The following is a 15,916-nucleotide window of genomic DNA, read 5'->3' on the forward strand; positions in this document are numbered from 1 at the left end:
GGTCCTGGTGTGCCCGGTACCCGTTTGGTCGCGCCACTGCTTACTGTGGCCGTGACGGCTTTGGCGATCACGACTAGCACCGCGTGGGCGGGAGGGCCCGGTGGCGTTGTCGACGATTCGGCGGAGATCTCCGTTGCGGTCGGGACCGGCGTTTTCATTGATGGCCTGGTGGGTTTCAGAGCGACCGGCGCAACGAACGAGGAAGCCTCGGCGCGGGTAATCGCGCAGTGCCAGAGCGCAGGCGGCCAAGAGTGCACCAGCGATGAGGTGACCAATGACAGGCTCTGCATCGTGTCCGTCGCTGACGATACTAACGACGTCGTGTCCGGCGGAGCCGGGACGACTGTCGACCTTGCCAGGGACGATGCGTTCGCCCGGGCTGCGGCCAACGGCACGGCCCTTGGCCCGACCGCGGCTATCGTCATCTCCGATTGTCATTGATGGGTGAGTGCAAATACATGACGAAGCGCCGCATATCAGCACTATTGATTATGAGTCTTGCTGTTCTGCTGGGGGTTTCAGCGCCGGCCGCTGTCGCTCTGCCGACTTGTCAGGACTCGGGCAGTACGTCCACCTGTCGAACCAATGGCAGCGTGGCGATAAAGGCGCGTCCGGGGACCGTGGCGCCGCCCGCGAATCAGCCGTCCATCAGGTGGCGTGGCGGCCCCGGTCTGTCTATTAACTTCGGCCGTTGACCGTGGCTCATCACCAGCCGCTCTCACCCCGTCGGGCAGGGCATTCCTCCCGAGCCGCAACCAGCTAACGAAGCGATCACCGTGACGCCGACAGCGACACGTCGGACTCGGACCCGCGATGGCATAGCGAGACGGTGCCACACTTCAGGACACGCCGACGGAAACCGATCCGGGGGGACTCCTGGCTGTGCGACACTGATCGCCGTTCGGAGCTTGGAGGTCCGTGGTGGTTATTGTCGAGCGGGAACAGCGCCGCGGTGGAGCGGCGGTGCTGCGCCGGATATGGCGGCTGCACTTCTGGGTCGGACTTTTCGCGGCTCCGGCGCTGATCGTGCTGGCCTGCACCGGCCTCGTCATCCTCTACTCACAGCCGATCGACCTGTGGCAGTACCGCGACCTGAAGATGGTCTCCGCCACCAACGCACCGGTGTCCCTGGACAACCAGGTCGCCGCCGCACGCGAACACGTCGCCCCCGGCATGGTGCTGGACGCCGTCACTCCGCCGCAGGCTCCGGACCGATCAACCCAGGTCGATTTCCTCCCGGCCGAAGACTCCGGCGTGGGGGAGCGCAACGCAACACAGGTCTTCGTCGACCCCAACACCGGCAAGTACCTGGGTCAGCGGCACGAACTCGACGGTGTGGTCGGGTGGGCCAACCAGTTGCACCGGGTCTTCGGCAATGACGGTCCTACCGTGGCACTGCCATCACTGGGTCATCTGATCGCGCCGTCGTCGTATCCCGAGGCATCGATCACGGTGGGCATCGGCAATCTCATCATCGAGATGACGGCGGTCTGGGTTCTGGTTCTGGCACTCAGCGGGATTTACCTGTGGTGGCCCCGCTCCATCGAGGGTGGCAAGCCGCCACTGGCGATCCGGTGGTCGAAGGGCGGTCGGATCCGCTGGCGCGACCTGCACGCCGCCACCGGCATCCTGCTGTCGGTGGTGCTGATCTGCTACATCGTCTCGGGGCTGACGTGGTCGCGGTACTGGGGCGAGAACTGGCGGGCCGTCGCCTCGACCGTCACTCCCGCCGCTGAAGTCGACGCCCCGTCCACCCCGGCCACAGTGGGCGACTTCGACCGCCTCGGCCACCGCATCGCCTGGGCCGACAAGGAGGACCCGGTCTATGCGTCCGCGGCCCCTGGCGCGACCGCCCCTGGCGCTACGCCGCGGCGGTTGGGGTTTACCGAGATCGATCAGATCGCCAAGTCGGAGAACATGATTGCCGGCTATTCCATCGTGCCGCCATCGGACACGATCGCCAGTGGTGAGACCGCCTACGGCAGCTACAGCGTCATCAACCACTGGCCGCAGAAACTCTCCGAGCAGCGGACGCTCTACCTCAACCAGTTCACCGGGCAGACCATCACCAACGCCACCGCCGACCAGGACGGCACACTGTCGCGGATCAGCAGTTGGGGCGTGAACATGCACATGGGCACCCAGTACGGCGTCGTCACCCGCATCCTGGCTACTGCTGCGTGCCTGGGCCTACTGACAAGCATCGTCACCGCCACTCTGATGTGGTGGAAGCGTCGCCCCACCGGCAGTGCGGGCCTGCCGGGCGCCACCAGCGACACCATGCGGTCGAACACCCCACGCGGGGCCGTCGTCGCGGTCGGCGTCATCGCTACCGCGCTGGCGGTGATTTACCCGTCATTCGGCGCGACGCTGGTGGTTCTTCTCGTCGCGGAGGCGATTCTGGCCGTCAGGCGCAATCGGGTGACCCAGCCCTCAGACTGAGCGCTCAGGCTGAGCGCTTCACCACCCGCGCTCGCGCCATTCCGCCAACCGGGGCCGCTCCTCACCCAGGGTGGTGTCGTCACCGTGGCCGGGATAGACCACCGTGTCGTCGCCGTAGGCGCCGAACACCCGGCTGGTGACGTCGCCGAGCAACTGCTCGAACGCGCCGGGCTCCCAGGTCTTGCCGACCCCGCCGGGGAACAGGCAGTCCCCGGTGAACAGTTGCACCGCGGTCCGCTCCCCGGCCGGCCGCAGCGCCAGCGCCACCGAGCCGGGGGTGTGCCCGCGCAGGTGGATGACGTCGAAGACCAGATCGCCGACCTGCACGGTGTCCCCGCCGTCGAGGAAGCGCTCCGGGGGAATCGGCAGCGGCTCGGCGTCGAGGCGATGCGCAGCGGTGGGCGCCCCGGTGGTTTCGGCCACCGCCGACAGCGCCTGCCAGTGGTCGAAGTGCTGATGGGTGGTGACGATCAGCGCCAGCTTGGGCGCCTGTTCGGCGACCAGTTCGACCAGCAGATCGGGGTCGTTGGCGGCGTCGACGAGCAGGGACTCACCGGTGTCGGCGCAGGTGATCAGGTAGGCGTTGTTGTCCATCGGACCCACCGACATCTTGACGATGCTCACCCCGGGAAGGGTGCGTCGGGCGGCGGTCTGGGTCTCGACGTGCCCGGTATAGGTATCAGCCACAGAGATCGACATGAGGCCACGGTACTGCTGTCAGCGGCGGCACATAGCATGAGCGCGTGGCTGACCGGCTGATCGTCAAGGGCGCGCGTGAACACAATCTGCGCAGCGTCGACCTGGACCTGCCGCGGGACAGTCTCATCGTCTTCACCGGGCTGTCCGGATCGGGCAAGTCCTCGCTGGCCTTCGACACCATCTTCGCAGAGGGCCAGCGCCGCTACGTCGAGTCGCTGAGCGCGTATGCCCGCCAGTTCCTCGGCCAGATGGACAAGCCCGACGTCGACTTCATCGAGGGCCTGTCCCCGGCGGTGTCGATCGACCAGAAGTCCACCAACCGCAACCCGCGCTCGACCGTCGGCACCATCACCGAGGTCTACGACTACCTGCGCTTGCTCTACGCCCGGGCCGGCACCCCGCACTGCCCGGTGTGCGGGGAGCGCATAGCCCGCCAGACCCCGCAGCAGATCGTCGACCAGGTGCTGGCCATGCCGGAGGGCACCAAATTCCAGGTGCTGGCCCCGGTGGTCCGCACCCGCAAGGGCGAGTTCGTCGACCTGTTCGACAAGCTGAACACCCAGGGCTACAGCCGGGTTCGGGTGGACGGCGTGGTGCACCCGCTCACCGAGCCGCCGACGCTGAAGAAGCAGGAGAAGCACGATATCGAGGTGGTGGTCGACCGGCTGACGGTCAAGACCAGCGCTAAGCAGCGGCTCACCGATTCGGTGGAGACCGCACTCGGTCTCGCCGACGGCATCGTCGTGCTGGACTTCGTCGACCGCGACGAGAACGACCCGCACCGCGAGCAGCGGTTCTCCGAGAAGCTGGCCTGCCCCAACGGGCACGCCCTGGCGGTGGACGACCTTGAGCCGCGGTCGTTTTCGTTCAACTCGCCCTACGGCGCCTGTCCGGAGTGCAGCGGGCTGGGCATCCGCAAGGAGGTCGACCCGGAACTGGTGGTGCCCGACCCGGATCTGACGCTGGCCCAGGGGGCGGTGGCACCGTGGGCGATGGGCCACAACTCCGATTACTTCACCCGGATGATGGAGGGCCTGGGCGAGGCGTTGGGATTCGACATCGACACCCCGTGGCGCAAGCTTCCGGCCAAGGCGCGCAAGGCGATTCTGGAAGGCAGCGACGAGCAGGTGCACGTGCGCTACCGCAACCGCTACGGCCGCACCCGCTCCTACTACGCCGACTTCGAAGGCGTGATGGCGTTCCTGCAGCGGCGCATGGAGCAGACCGACTCGGAGATGATGAAGGAGCGCTACGAAGGCTTCATGCGCGACGTGCCGTGCCCGGAATGCCAGGGCACCCGGCTCAAGCCGGAGATCCTGGCGGTCACGTTGTCGGCGGGGGAGTCCACGAGGTCCATCGCCGAGGTGTGCGAACTCTCCATCGCCGACTGCTCGGACTTCCTCAACGGGCTCACCCTGGGCACCCGTGAAGCCGCCATCGCCGGGCAGGTGCTCAAAGAGGTGCAGTCCCGGCTGGGCTTCCTGCTCGATGTCGGGCTGGACTATCTCACGCTGGGTCGCGCCGCCGGGACGCTGTCTGGCGGTGAGGCGCAGCGCATCCGGCTGGCCACCCAGATCGGCTCCGGTTTGGTCGGCGTGCTGTACGTGCTCGACGAGCCGTCCATCGGGCTGCACCAGCGGGACAACCGCCGGCTCATCGAAACCCTCACGCGGCTGCGCGATCTGGGCAACACCTTGATCGTCGTCGAGCACGACGAGGACACCATCGCCCACGCCGACTGGATCGTCGACATCGGCCCGGCAGCCGGCGAACACGGCGGCCGGGTGGTGCACAGCGGGCCGTATGCGGACCTGCTGACGAATCCGGACTCCATCACCGGGGCGTACCTGTCCGGCAAGAAGAGCATCGACGTGCCGGCCATCCGGCGTCCGGTGGACCGCAAGCGTCAACTGACTGTGGTCGGCGCGCGCGAGCACAACCTGAACGACATCGACGTGTCGTTCCCGCTCGGCGTGCTCACCGCGGTCACGGGGGTGTCCGGATCCGGCAAGTCCACCCTGGTCAACGACATCCTGGCGTCGGTGCTGGCCAACAAACTCAACGGGGCGCGTCAGGTGCCCGGCCGGCACACCCGGATCAACGGCCTGGACCAGGTCGACAAACTGGTCCGGGTGGACCAGTCGCCGATCGGCCGCACGCCCCGCTCCAACCCCGCCACCTACACCGGGGTGTTCGACAAGATCCGCACCTTGTTCGCCGCCACCACCGAGGCCAAGGTCCGCGGATATCAGCCGGGCCGGTTCTCCTTCAACGTCAAAGGCGGCCGCTGCGAGGCGTGTTCGGGCGACGGCACCATCAAGATCGAGATGAACTTCCTGCCCGACGTCTACGTGCCGTGCGAGGTCTGTCAGGGTGCCCGCTACAACCGGGAGACCCTGGAGGTGCACTACAAAGGCAAGACCATCGCGCAAGTGCTCGACATGTCCATCGAGGACGCCGCGGAGTTCTTCGAGCCGATCGGCGCCATTCACCGCTATCTCAAGACGCTCGTCGAGGTGGGGCTGGGTTACGTCCGGCTGGGCCAGCCCGCGCCGACGCTGTCCGGTGGTGAAGCCCAGCGCGTCAAACTGGCGGCGGAGTTGCAGAAGCGCTCCACCGGGCGGACGGTCTACATCCTCGACGAGCCCACCACCGGCCTGCATTTCGAGGACATCCGCAAACTACTCAAAGTCGTCAACAGCCTTGTCGACAAAGGCAATTCGGTGATCGTGATCGAACACAACCTAGACGTCATCAAGACCTCCGACTGGATCATCGACATGGGTCCTGAGGGTGGTGGCGGCGGCGGAACCGTGGTGGCGCAGGGCACTCCCGAGGACGTCGCGGCCAGCCCGGGCAGCTACACCGGAGCGTTTCTCGCCGAACTACTGGAGCCGCCCGCACCCAAGCGCACGACCCGACGCCGCCGGGTCAGCGCCTAGCGGCGGACTGCCCGGCCTGGGAGAGCAGCATGCCGACGCAGTGGTCGATGAACTGCTCCCGCGACACTGCCAGCGTGCCGCTCAGATAGCCGGTGAACAGGGCCGTCAGGGCGCCGATCAGACCGGTGGCCACCATGTTCTGCACCGCCGGGTCGGCGATGGTGGTCAGTTTGTTCTGCAGCAGGGCGATGAAGCTGGGCATCCATTCGGCGCCGGAATGGATCAAGGCCGGCTCGGTCTGCGGCACCAGCAGCAGCACCCGGCCGCGGACCGGATCGTCGACCATCAGCGTGACGAACCGCTCGACCGCCTCGCGGGGCGTGGCCGCCGAGCTCAGTGCGTCCATTGCGCTCGCGCAGACGTGGTCATAGACCGCGCGGGCGAACTCGTCGCGGTCGGTGAAGCTCTCGTAGAAGTACCGCTCGGTCAGGCCCGCCCGCCGGCAGACCGCCCGCACCGTCAGCGCCGGCCGGTCCGGGGCGCCCAGAACCGCCACGCCCGCGGCCAGCAGTTCGTCGCGGCGGCGGCTGCGGCGAGCGGGCAGTGGGACACCGGCCCACCGTCCGCCGCGTTGACCCAACGGCATATCGCTCCTATAGACTCGACTATGACAACAAGCGTAGTCAGAAGTTGTCGCCCCAGGAACGGACGGCGCCGAGGAAAGGCGATCGGGTGAGTCCAAAGACGGCCGCAAAGCCCACAGCGAGGCACAAAGCAAAGCCCACAGCGCAGCCGAGATCAGCGCCCGCGCCGACCGGCGGCTGCCCGGTGAGCAGCGGCGGGTACGACGACGCGCCGCTGGGTCCGGACTCGCTGACCTGGAAACTCTTCGGCGACTGGCGCGGCCTGCTGCAGGGCCCCTGGGCCGGGTCAATGCAGAACATGCACCCGCAACTCGGCGCGGCTGTCAAGGACCACTCCATCTTCTTCACCGAACGCCTGCCCCGGCTGTTCCGATCGCTGTACCCGATCGGTGGTGTGGTCTTCGACGGCGACCGCGCACCCCAGACCGGCGGCGAGGTCCGTGACTACCACATCGGGATCAGGGGCGTCGACGAGAAAGGCCGGCACTACAGCGCGCTGAACCCCGACGTCTTCTACTGGGCGCACGCCACGTTCTTCATGGGCACCATCCTCACCGCCGAGCACTTCGGTGACGGCCTGACCGAGGACCAGAAGCGTCAACTGTTCGACGAGCACGTGCAGTGGTACCGGATGTACGGGATGAGCATGCGCCCGGTGCCCAAGACGTGGGAGGACTTCGGAGTCTACTGGGATCACATGTGCCGGGAGGTGCTGGAGAACACCTGGGCGGCCCGAGCGGTGCTCGACATCACCTCGATGCCCAAACACCCCTCGATCAGCTGGATGCCGGATTGGATGTGGCAGCAGCAGCTCAAGCTGCTGGAGCCCCTCGCGGTGTGGCTCACTGTCGGTCTCTACGACGAACCGGTGCGCGAGCTGATGGGCTACTCCTGGTCGGGCAACGACGAACGGCTGCACTGGCTGTTCGGCCGCGCGGTCAACGTGGCGTTCAAGTTCGTGCCCCGGCGCATGAAGATGCATCCGCGGGCACGGGCGGGCTGGGACCGCGCCGAGGGCCGAATCCCCGCCGATACGCCGCTGGTGCACACGCCGGCGCGCAACCTGCCGCCCGTCGATGCGCGGGGAAACGGCATGCACTACTCGCCGCAGGTGGGCTAGCGGGTCACCGGACCCGCTCTTAACGACGCTCTGTAGTAGTTCGGCTACCCTGCCGGGTATGCAGACAACGAAAACCAGGATCGTCGCCGCCGTGTCGGCCGGCGCGTTTCTGGCCGCGGCGCCGGCCTGCTCGCAGACTGAGATGACCACCAAGGCCCGCGACCAGGGCGCCGGCGTGGTGAGCATCAGCGACCAGTGGGTCAAAGCCGCCGATACCGGGATGACTGGTCTGTTCGGCACCCTGAAAAACTCCGGCACCACCGACGTCACGGTGGTCTCGGCCGGTTCACCGTCGGCCGGTCAGGTGGAATTGCACGAAGTGGTGGGCCAGCCCGGTTCGACCGCGATGCAGCCCAAGGAGGGGGGTTTCCGCATTCCGGCTGGCGGAACCCACGTCCTGGCGCCCGGTGGTGACCACCTGATGCTCATGAACCTCACGGCGCCGTTGACAGTGGGCTCGCAGGTGGAGGTGACGCTGACCTTCGCCGACGGCACATCATTACCGTTCGCCGCTCAGATCCGCGACTTCTCCGGCGCCGGCGAAACGTATCAACCGTCGGGCCACGCTGGCGGCCATGGATGAACACCGCCGGCTGAACGGCCGGGTATCGCGGCGCCGACTGCTCACCGGCGGCGCCGCGGCGGCGGGTTTGGCGGGCGCGGCGGGAGTGTCGGCCTGGGTGGTAGACGACGCACGCCGCACCGACGAGCCCCGCACCTTCGGCGACGAGACGGTGCGATTTCACGGCGCTCATCAGGCAGGTATCGACACCCCGCCGCAAAGCCATGCGGCCTTCATCGGGCTGGACCTGCTCGCCGACCCTCGGCGCGCACCCCGCGAGGTCCTGCAGGCGGTACTCGCGCTGTGGACCACCGACGCTGAGCGGCTCACCGCCGGGTTGCCGGCCTTGGCCGACACCGAACCGGAATTGGCGCCCCGTCCCGCACGCCTGACTGTCACCGTGGGATTAGGTCCACGCGTCTTCGACCTGACCGGCCTGGGCCGGTTGAAGCCTATCTCGGCGCGGCCGCTCCCACCCTTCGGCGTCGACCGGTTGGAGGCTCGCTGGCAGGGCACCGACCTGCTGCTGCAAATCTGCGCGGATGACCCGATGGCTGTCGCGCATGCCACCCGAGTACTGGTTAAGAACGTCCGGAGGCTGGCAGTGCAACGCTGGCGGCAGAACGGATTCCGTCCCGCCCGCGGCGTCCAGCCAGACGGGACGACGGCACGCAACCTGATGGGTCAGGTCGATGGCACCGTCAACCCGGTTCCCGGAACACCCGACTTCGACGAGGTCGTCTGGGACGACGGGCGGTCGCAAGCCTGGCTGGCCGGCGGCACGATGATGGTGCTGCGAAGAGTCCGGATGAACCTGGACACGTGGGACGAGATGGACCGCACCAGCAAGGAACTCGCGGTGGGCCGTCGCCTGGACACCGGCGCGCCGCTGACCGGGTTGCACGAGAGCGACCCCGCCGATGTGACAGCGCGGCGCGACGGCATTCCGATCATTCCGCCCAATTCACATGTGGCACTTGCGCATCCGGCCGAGCCTGCGGAGCGGTTCTTGCGGCGGCCCTACAACTACGACGATCCCCCGCCCCCGGGGGAGATCTCGGATTCCGGTCTGATCTTCCCCGCCTTCCAGCGTGACATCGACCGGCAGTTCCTGCCGGTGCAGCGCCGACTGGCCCGGGCCGACGCGATGAACCGGTGGATCACACCGGTGGGCTCGGCGGTTTATGTGATCCCACCGGGCGTGCGCTCGGGGCAGTATCTCGGGCAGCAGTTGCTGGAGAGCCCCGTGAATTGAGCGTTCAGTCCGGCTTGCGCATCGAGGAGCGGATCTCCTCAAGTTTGTCCGCCGCCGCTTTCTGCACGGCCTCGTAGCGCTGACTCGCTGCCCGGACCTCGGTGGTCTCCTCGGCGAGTTCGGTTGCGCCCAAAGCGGTTCCGTAGCGCGTCTCGATCTTGTCCCGCACGCCTCCCAGCGTCGGCACCCCGGCGGGGGTGTAGCCGGTGTCGGGTTTCGCCACGCTCACCGGCGGCAATGTGGTCGCGGCCGGCTTGGTCGTGCTGACCTCGGCGGACTTCGGCTCGCCGGCTGGCTCGGGTGCCGACTCAGATGCGGGTCCCTTGGGTTCGTCAGGCATGAGGGTCACCGTACTCCGGCGGGCTTGGGGTGTGGCTGCCCGTCGCCGCCCGCCTCCGCGGCGATGGTGACCCCGTCGGCCTGACCGGAGGTTCCCGGCAGCGCCACCTCGGGCACCTCCGGGGTGCCGATCTGGGCCGCCAGCCACGGCAGCGACGACACGAAAGCCTTGGCGGCGAAGGGCCAGCGTGCTTGCCCGGCTGCGGCACCACCGCGCAGTCGATGTCGTAACTGCTGCCCGGGTGGCCGGGTCCCAGTCGTCCCACGCCGCCGCGTTGCCGCCGTAGAGCCGCTCGATGGTCTGGGCCTTGGTGCCGGCATTGGGATAGAGGTCGCCGTCGATGTTGACGAAGGCGCTGAACAGTTCCGGGTAACTTCACGGTCAGATTGACCGCGCAGGTGCCCCCCGAGGACCAGCCGACCACACCCCAGTTGGCCGGATCGTCGCTGACGCCGAAGTTGTCGACCATGAAGGGCACGACGTCCTTGGTGAGGTGATCCGCGGCTGGTTGGGGGCCGACTGGTGACCGTCATAGGCCGCCAGGATAGGCCCGCTCCGGCGGCGTCGGGAGATCGGCTCAGCGGACCGGCCCGGTGTACTTCTCGCCGGGTCCCTGGCCGGGCTCGTCGGGCGCCGCGCTGGCCTCTCGAAAGGCCCGCTGCAGGCTGCGCAGGCCGTCCTTCATCGGCCCGGCATGCGGTCCGAGGGAACCGGCGCAGCCGTCGAGCAGCCCGGCGTAGGCGTTGATCAGCCGCCGCGCCTCGTCCAGGTCGCGATGCCGGCTGGTGTCCGGATCAGGGTCGGCCAGGCCGATCTTCTCGGCGGCAGCGCTCATCAGCATCACCGCGGCTTTGCTGATCACCTCGATCGCCGGGATGTCGGCCAATTCGCGATGCTGCGCACCAGTCGGGCTGTGATGCTGCGGATCAGCACTGCCCGCGATGCCAGGGGTATCCGTCATGCCTGCTAGACTCGCATGCACGACCGTCCCGGCGAACGCCAGGACAACCAAGTGGAGTCCCACTCCCACCGTCGGCTTGAAGGCTAGACGGTCCGGTCACCGATGCCCCCGGGCATCCGTTCTGCGTATGACGCAGGCGGCATTAGCCGTGATCGGTCGGCACTGGGCCCTGCTGCGTGCAGGGCCTTTTCGCTGGTGGCGTGGTTTCCCGATGTGTCCTGCGGCGTCTCGCCGGCTTCGGCCGGACGAAATGAAGACCGACCAGGGAGGCCCCATCAGCACTGAGACCCGCGTCAACGAGCGTATCCGCGTACCTGAAGTCCGACTCATCGGACCGGGCGGGGAGCAGGTAGGCATTGTGCGTATCGAGGACGCTCTCCGCGTCGCCGCGGATGCCGATCTCGACCTTGTCGAAGTAGCCCCGGACGCGAAGCCGCCGGTGTGCAAGATCATGGACTACGGCAAGTTCAAATACGAGACGGCACTGAAGGAGCGCGAGTCTCGCAAGAACCAGCAGCAGACCGTCGTCAAGGAGCAGAAACTCCGTCCCAAGATCGACCCGCACGACTACCAGACCAAAAAGGGTCACGTGATCCGCTTCCTGGAGGCCGGGTCCAAGGTCAAGGTGACGATCATGTTCCGCGGTCGTGAGCAGTCCCGGCCCGAACTCGGGTACCGGCTGCTGCAGCGACTGGGCGCCGACGTCGCCGACTACGGCTTCGTCGAGACGTCCGCCAAGCAGGATGGCCGCAATATGACGATGGTGCTGGCTCCGCACCGCGGCGCGAAAACGCGCGCCAAGGCGGCGGAACAAGCAAGCGGACCGCCAGCGGGGCGTCCGGTCGCCCAGCCCGCTGAGCCCGCAGAGCCCGAAGCTCCAACCGAGCAGAACTGATAACCGAGGAAGAACGAGGACACGATGCCCAAGGCAAAGACCCACAGCGGGGCCAGCAAGCGCTTCCGCAAGACCGGGACCGGAAAGATCGTCCGGCAGAAGGCCGGCCGTCGCCATTTGCTCGAGCACAAGGCGACCAAGCGGACCCGTCGCCTCGATGGCCGGACCGTCGTCGCCGAGAACGACGTCAAGCGCGTCAACAAGATGCTCAACGGCTGATTCCTGCCGGCTGATTCTTACCGGCTGATTCTTGCCGGCCGACGGCCCTGACAGCCGTCCTTTGACTTGACTCCCTAACCGAACCGAGAAGAGGAACCCCCAATGGCCCGCGTGAAACGCGCACTCAATGCCCAGAAGAAGCGCCGCACAGTCCTCAAGGCGTCCAAGGGCTACCGCGGCCAGCGGTCACGGCTCTACCGCAAAGCCAAAGAGCAGCAGCTGCATTCGCTGACCTACGCCTACCGTGACCGGCGCGCCCGCAAGGGTGATTTCCGCAAGCTGTGGATCTCGCGGATCAACGCCGCCGCCCGCGCCAACGACATGACCTACAACCGGCTGATCCAGGGCCTGAAGGCCGCCGGTGTCGAGGTCGACCGCAAGAACCTGGCCGAGATCGCGGTCAGCGACCCCGCCGCGTTCACCGCTCTCGTCGAGGTCGCCAAGGCCGCTCTGCCGGAGGATGTGAACGCCCCCTCCGGTGAGGCTGCGTGACGGAACCGCTCTCTGAGCGGTCCTCCACGGTCGTCGCAGCAGCCAAACTGCACCGCCGCGGCGAGCGGGCGGCCGCCCGCCGGTTCCTCGCCGAGGGTCCCAACCTGGTGGAGGCGGCTGCCCGTCGCGGCCTCGTCGAGCGGGTGTTCGCCACCGAGGCGGCGGCGCAGCGCTACCGCGAGATGCTCACCGGCGAGAGCGTTGCCACGGTCACCGACCGTGCGATGAAGTCGTTGTCGGACACTGTCACCCCCGCCGGACTGGTGGCCGTCTGCACACTGCCCGATCCGGACCTCGACGTCGTCCTGGCCGGCGGGCCGGCGTTGGTGGCGGTGGGCGCGGACATCTCCGATCCCGGCAACGCCGGCACGTTGATCCGGCTGGCCGAGGCCATGGGCGCCGCCGCGGTGGTGTTCTCCGGTGACGCGGTGGACCCCTACAACGGCAAGTGCGTGCGGTCGTCGGCCGGCAGCATCTTCGCGCTTCCGGTCGTGCTGGCGTCGGACACCGCAGCGTTGATCGACCGCCTGCGTGGCAGCGGCCTGCAGGTGCTGGCCGCCACGCTGGACGGCGAGGTGAGCCTCGATGACGCCGACGCGCTGCTCAGCGCGCCCACGGCGTGGGTTTTCGGCTCAGAGGCGCACGGATTGCCCAGCGACATCGCGCTGCGGGCCGACCACCGGGTGCTCATCCCGATGTCCGGTGATATCGACAGCCTCAATGTGGCCGTCTCTGCCGCGATCTGCCTCTATCAGAGCGCGCGGGCCCGGCGCCGGGGATAGCCCCGGTGCCCTAGGCTGGCCGGGTGGACGTCGAGCCGAGCGGCGATCAGCCGGGCAGCGGTGATGGTCACGCTGAGCAGGACAATCCGGCAAAAGGTCCGATTGCCTGGCTGAAGAAGACCAACCGGAATCCCGGCGTCGTCGCGCTGATCCGGCGGGCCCGCGAAGCGCTTCCCGGCGATCCCGACTTCGGTGATCCGCTGTCGATGGCCGGCGAGGGCGGCCCGCAGGCCGCGGCCCGCGCCGCCGACCGTATTCTGCGCGACCGCGAGGCAGCCACCCGCGAGGTGGGCCTGGCCACGTTGCAGGTCTGGCAGGCGCTCACCGAACGGGTGGCCGGAAGGCCGGCCGACAGCGAGGTCACCATCGTCTTCACCGATCTGGTCGGTTTCTCGGACTGGTCGTTGCAGGCCGGCGACGAAGCCACCCTGCGGCTCCTGCGCCGGGTCGCCCAGGTCGCCGAACCACCGCTGCTCGACGCCGGCGGTCAGATCGTCAAGCGGATGGGCGACGGGATCATGGTGGTCTTCCGCGATCCGGTCACCGCGGTGAAGGCCACGATGGCGGCCCGCGATGCGGTGAAAAACGTCGAGGTGGATGGGTATACGCCCCGCATCAGGGCCGGTATCCACACCGGCCGCCCGCAGCGCATCGGGGGCGACTGGCTCGGGGTGGACGTCAACATCGCCGCCCGGGTCATGGAACGAGCCACCCGGGGCGGGCTGATCATCTCCGAGAAGACCCTGGAGGAGATTCCGCCCGCCGAACTGGAAGCGCTCGGCGTCACCGTCAAACGGGTGCGCCGCCAGGTCTTCACCGGCCGACAGTCCGGGGTGCCGCCGGACCTGGTCATGTACCGGCTCAAATCCAAGCGCGACGTGCCCGCCGAGGACGACCAGCAGGACGGCGAGTCGGGCAACTCCGGCTAGCGCACGCGGGTCTTTAGACGAACTCCTCGGCGCTGGCCTCGATCCAGTCTGACAACCACGACTCCGGCGGGCACTCCAGCAGTTCGCCCGGCATCAGCCACTCGTAGATCTCGGCGTAGGTGCGGCTGTGCGCACAGTCGATGCGGCGGTTGAGCATCGAGGGCGCCAGCTCGGAGAAGTCGTCCAGTCCCATCGACGCGATCATCTGCGCGGCGCTGGCGACCGCCGCCTTCTGGAAGTTGGCCACCCGGTCGATCTTGTCCGGCACGTGCAGCGCCCGGGCCAGGCCGGGGTCCTGAGTGGCCACCCCGGTGGGGCAGCGGTTGGTGTGGCACTTCATCGCCTGGATACAGCCGACGGCGAACATCATCGCCCGCGCCGCGAGGGTGAAGTCCGCGCCCTGGATGATCCGTTTGACGATGTCGAAACCGCTGCTCACCTTGCCCGATGCGCCGATCTTGATGTGCGGTCGCAAGCCGGTCCCGACCAGGCAGTTCTGCACCATCATCAGTCCCTCGGTCAGCGGCATCCCGACGTAGTCGACGAATTCCTGTGGGGCGGCGCCGGTTCCGCCTTCCGAGCCGTCGACGATGATGAAGTCCGGGGTGATGCCGGTCTGCAACATGGCCTTGCAGATGGACAGGAATTCGGTGCGCGCGCCGACGCAGAGCTTGAACCCGACCGGCTTTCCGCCTGACAGGCTGCGCAGGGTGGCGATGAAGTGCATCAGCTCCAGCGGAGTGTGAAATGCGGCGTGCGCCGGGGGAGAGACGACGGTCTGACCCACTGGGACGCCGCGGGTCTCGGCGATCTCCGGGGTGACTTTGGCGCCCGGCAGCACGCCGCCCAGCCCCGGCTTCGCACCCTGGGACAGCTTGATCGAGATCGCCTTCACCGACGGCAGCGTCGCCTTGTCGCGGAACCTCTCGCCGTCGAAGTGGCCGTCGGGCGTGCGGCACCCGAAGTAGCCCGAACCGATCTCCCAGATCAGGTCGCCGCCGTGTTTGAGGTGGTAGGGACTGATCGCCCCCTCGCCGCTGTCGTGGGCGAAACCGCCCTTGGCCGCGCCGCCGTTGAGTGCCTCGATCGCGTTGCCGGACAACGCCCCGAAGCTCATCGCCGAGACGTTGAGCAGCGCAATGTCGTAGGGCTGGGTGCAGTCCGGGCCGCCGAGGCGAACCCGTGGGTTCAGCTCGGTGGCGATCCGCGCCCGCAGCGAGTGCCTCAGGAATTCGTAACCGACGGCGGTCACGTCACGTTCGGTGCCGAACGGCTCATCGCCCTTGGTGCCCTTGGATCGGCGGTAGACCGCGTCGCGGGTCTCCCGGTCGAACGGCGCGCCGTCGGTGTTGGACTCGACGAAGTACTGATAGATCTCCGGGCGGATGAGTTCGGCGATGAACCGGGCGTGGCCCAGCACCGGATACGCGCGCAGCACCGAGTGCCTGGTCTGCACCAGATCCCAGGTTCCCAGCGCCGCCACCGCCGCCACCACCAGCGCGAGAATCCACCACGCGCCGTGCAGGGTGAACGCCAGCACGGCGGCTGCCGCCCAGATCCCCGCGATGATGAGCGCTCTGAGCATGTGCCGTCCTTACGCCTCGATCATCGGCGGGCTTGCTGCCTGCCGGGCGAATTGCCCGCGAGGCGTCATTCTGGCATCACCTATGATCTCCACGGCGGCACTTGGGTGA

16 protein-coding genes and 1 pseudogene are annotated in these 15,916 nt (G+C 67.8%); 11 read left to right on the forward strand and 6 right to left on the reverse strand.

Annotated elements, in window-relative coordinates; translation table 11 throughout:
* The first annotated feature begins 9 nt into the window (after positions 1–9).
* Positions 10–441: a DUF4189 domain-containing protein gene (locus tag ADBZ6I_RS00440; protein ID WP_526379727.1), complete on the forward strand. Its 432-nt coding sequence runs from the start codon at positions 10–12 to the stop codon at positions 439–441.
* 480 nt (positions 442–921) lie between these two features.
* On the forward strand, positions 922–2,442 hold the full coding sequence (locus tag ADBZ6I_RS00445; protein ID WP_526379729.1) for a PepSY domain-containing protein: 1,521 nt from the start codon (positions 922–924) through the stop codon (positions 2,440–2,442).
* An 18-nt stretch (positions 2,443–2,460) separates the two neighbouring features.
* Here ADBZ6I_RS00445 and ADBZ6I_RS00450 read toward each other — a convergent pair whose 3' ends face one another.
* Positions 2,461–3,141, reverse strand: a complete 681-nt coding sequence (locus tag ADBZ6I_RS00450) for an MBL fold metallo-hydrolase (protein ID WP_526379731.1) — start codon at positions 3,139–3,141, stop codon at positions 2,461–2,463.
* Positions 3,142–3,185: 44 nt separating this feature from the next.
* On the opposite strand from ADBZ6I_RS00450, the gene uvrA reads away from it, so the two are divergent.
* The gene (gene uvrA, locus ADBZ6I_RS00455; RefSeq protein ID WP_526379733.1) at positions 3,186–6,083 is read left to right on the forward strand and encodes an excinuclease ABC subunit UvrA; all 2,898 of its coding nucleotides are present in this window, start codon (positions 3,186–3,188) and stop codon (positions 6,081–6,083) included.
* Here uvrA and ADBZ6I_RS00460 read toward each other — a convergent pair.
* On the reverse strand, positions 6,073–6,669 hold the full coding sequence (locus ADBZ6I_RS00460) for a TetR/AcrR family transcriptional regulator (RefSeq protein ID WP_526379735.1): 597 nt from the start codon (positions 6,667–6,669) through the stop codon (positions 6,073–6,075). The genes uvrA and ADBZ6I_RS00460 overlap by 11 nt on opposite strands.
* A gap of 86 nt (positions 6,670–6,755) precedes the next feature.
* Here ADBZ6I_RS00460 and ADBZ6I_RS00465 point away from each other — a divergent pair, with 86 nt between their 5' ends.
* The 3 genes from ADBZ6I_RS00465 to ADBZ6I_RS00475 are packed head-to-tail and all read left to right on the forward strand — an operon-like array spanning position 6,756 to position 9,604.
* Positions 6,756–7,787: an oxygenase MpaB family protein gene (locus ADBZ6I_RS00465; protein ID WP_526379737.1), complete on the forward strand. Its 1,032-nt coding sequence runs from the start codon at positions 6,756–6,758 to the stop codon at positions 7,785–7,787.
* A gap of 58 nt (positions 7,788–7,845) precedes the next feature.
* The gene (locus ADBZ6I_RS00470) at positions 7,846–8,370 is read left to right on the forward strand and encodes a copper chaperone PCu(A)C (RefSeq protein WP_526379739.1); all 525 of its coding nucleotides are present in this window, start codon (positions 7,846–7,848) and stop codon (positions 8,368–8,370) included.
* Positions 8,363–9,604, forward strand: coding sequence for a Dyp-type peroxidase (locus tag ADBZ6I_RS00475; RefSeq protein WP_526379741.1), 1,242 nt, complete (start codon positions 8,363–8,365; stop codon positions 9,602–9,604). The genes ADBZ6I_RS00470 and ADBZ6I_RS00475 overlap by 8 nt, the downstream gene beginning before the upstream one ends.
* 4 nt (positions 9,605–9,608) lie before the next feature.
* On the opposite strand, the gene ADBZ6I_RS00480 is transcribed toward ADBZ6I_RS00475, so the two are convergent.
* The 3 genes and pseudogenes from ADBZ6I_RS00480 to ADBZ6I_RS00490 form a co-directional block, all read right to left on the reverse strand.
* Entirely contained in the window at positions 9,609–9,944 is a 336-nt protein-coding gene (locus ADBZ6I_RS00480; RefSeq protein ID WP_526379743.1) for a hypothetical protein, read from the reverse strand.
* A 5-nt stretch (positions 9,945–9,949) separates the two neighbouring features.
* Positions 9,950–10,449: pseudogene (locus ADBZ6I_RS00485) on the reverse strand (alpha/beta hydrolase-fold protein); the annotation flags it as partial.
* 72 nt (positions 10,450–10,521) lie between these two features.
* A complete protein-coding gene (locus tag ADBZ6I_RS00490) occupies positions 10,522–10,905 on the reverse strand; it encodes a DUF1844 domain-containing protein (protein ID WP_526379745.1) in 384 nt (127 codons plus the stop codon).
* A gap of 274 nt (positions 10,906–11,179) precedes the next feature.
* Between ADBZ6I_RS00490 and infC the strand changes: the two genes are divergently transcribed.
* The 5 genes from infC to ADBZ6I_RS00515 all read left to right on the forward strand — a co-directional run bounded on the left by infC (position 11,180) and on the right by ADBZ6I_RS00515 (position 14,222).
* Positions 11,180–11,800 (forward strand): translation initiation factor IF-3, encoded by a 621-nt coding sequence (infC, locus tag ADBZ6I_RS00495; protein WP_526379781.1) that lies wholly within the window; start codon positions 11,180–11,182, stop codon positions 11,798–11,800.
* 24 nt (positions 11,801–11,824) lie between these two features.
* The gene (rpmI, locus tag ADBZ6I_RS00500; RefSeq protein ID WP_526379747.1) at positions 11,825–12,019 is read left to right on the forward strand and encodes a 50S ribosomal protein L35; all 195 of its coding nucleotides are present in this window, start codon (positions 11,825–11,827) and stop codon (positions 12,017–12,019) included.
* A gap of 102 nt (positions 12,020–12,121) precedes the next feature.
* On the forward strand, positions 12,122–12,511 hold the full coding sequence (rplT, locus tag ADBZ6I_RS00505; RefSeq protein WP_526379749.1) for a 50S ribosomal protein L20: 390 nt from the start codon (positions 12,122–12,124) through the stop codon (positions 12,509–12,511).
* On the forward strand, positions 12,508–13,293 hold the full coding sequence (locus ADBZ6I_RS00510; RefSeq protein WP_526379751.1) for a TrmH family RNA methyltransferase: 786 nt from the start codon (positions 12,508–12,510) through the stop codon (positions 13,291–13,293). Before rplT ends, ADBZ6I_RS00510 begins: the two co-directional genes overlap by 4 nt.
* A gap of 23 nt (positions 13,294–13,316) precedes the next feature.
* The gene (locus ADBZ6I_RS00515) at positions 13,317–14,222 is read left to right on the forward strand and encodes an adenylate/guanylate cyclase domain-containing protein (protein ID WP_526379753.1); all 906 of its coding nucleotides are present in this window, start codon (positions 13,317–13,319) and stop codon (positions 14,220–14,222) included.
* A gap of 13 nt (positions 14,223–14,235) precedes the next feature.
* Here ADBZ6I_RS00515 and ADBZ6I_RS00520 read toward each other — a convergent pair whose 3' ends face one another.
* Positions 14,236–15,807 (reverse strand): FMN-binding glutamate synthase family protein, encoded by a 1,572-nt coding sequence (locus ADBZ6I_RS00520; protein ID WP_526379755.1) that lies wholly within the window; start codon positions 15,805–15,807, stop codon positions 14,236–14,238.
* Positions 15,808–15,916: the final 109 nt, after the last annotated feature.

The organism is Mycobacterium sp. (genome assembly GCF_044342925.1).
In the GTDB taxonomy this organism is placed as follows: domain Bacteria; phylum Actinomycetota; class Actinomycetes; order Mycobacteriales; family Mycobacteriaceae; genus Mycobacterium.

Coding starts and splice junctions, on each gene's coding strand:
- ADBZ6I_RS00450 (WP_526379731.1), bottom strand. CDS start 3,141: ATGTCGATCTCTGTGGCTGATACCTATACCGGGCACGTCGAGACCCAG.
- ADBZ6I_RS00480 (WP_526379743.1), bottom strand. CDS start 9,944: ATGCCTGACGAACCCAAGGGACCCGCATCTGAGTCGGCACCCGAGCCA.
- rplT (WP_526379749.1), top strand. CDS start 12,122: ATGGCCCGCGTGAAACGCGCACTCAATGCCCAGAAGAAGCGCCGCACA.
- ADBZ6I_RS00470 (WP_526379739.1), top strand. CDS start 7,846: ATGCAGACAACGAAAACCAGGATCGTCGCCGCCGTGTCGGCCGGCGCG.
- rpmI (WP_526379747.1), top strand. CDS start 11,825: ATGCCCAAGGCAAAGACCCACAGCGGGGCCAGCAAGCGCTTCCGCAAG.
- ADBZ6I_RS00490 (WP_526379745.1), bottom strand. CDS start 10,905: ATGACGGATACCCCTGGCATCGCGGGCAGTGCTGATCCGCAGCATCAC.
- ADBZ6I_RS00520 (WP_526379755.1), bottom strand. CDS start 15,807: ATGCTCAGAGCGCTCATCATCGCGGGGATCTGGGCGGCAGCCGCCGTG.
- ADBZ6I_RS00475 (WP_526379741.1), top strand. CDS start 8,363: ATGGATGAACACCGCCGGCTGAACGGCCGGGTATCGCGGCGCCGACTG.
- ADBZ6I_RS00460 (WP_526379735.1), bottom strand. CDS start 6,669: ATGCCGTTGGGTCAACGCGGCGGACGGTGGGCCGGTGTCCCACTGCCC.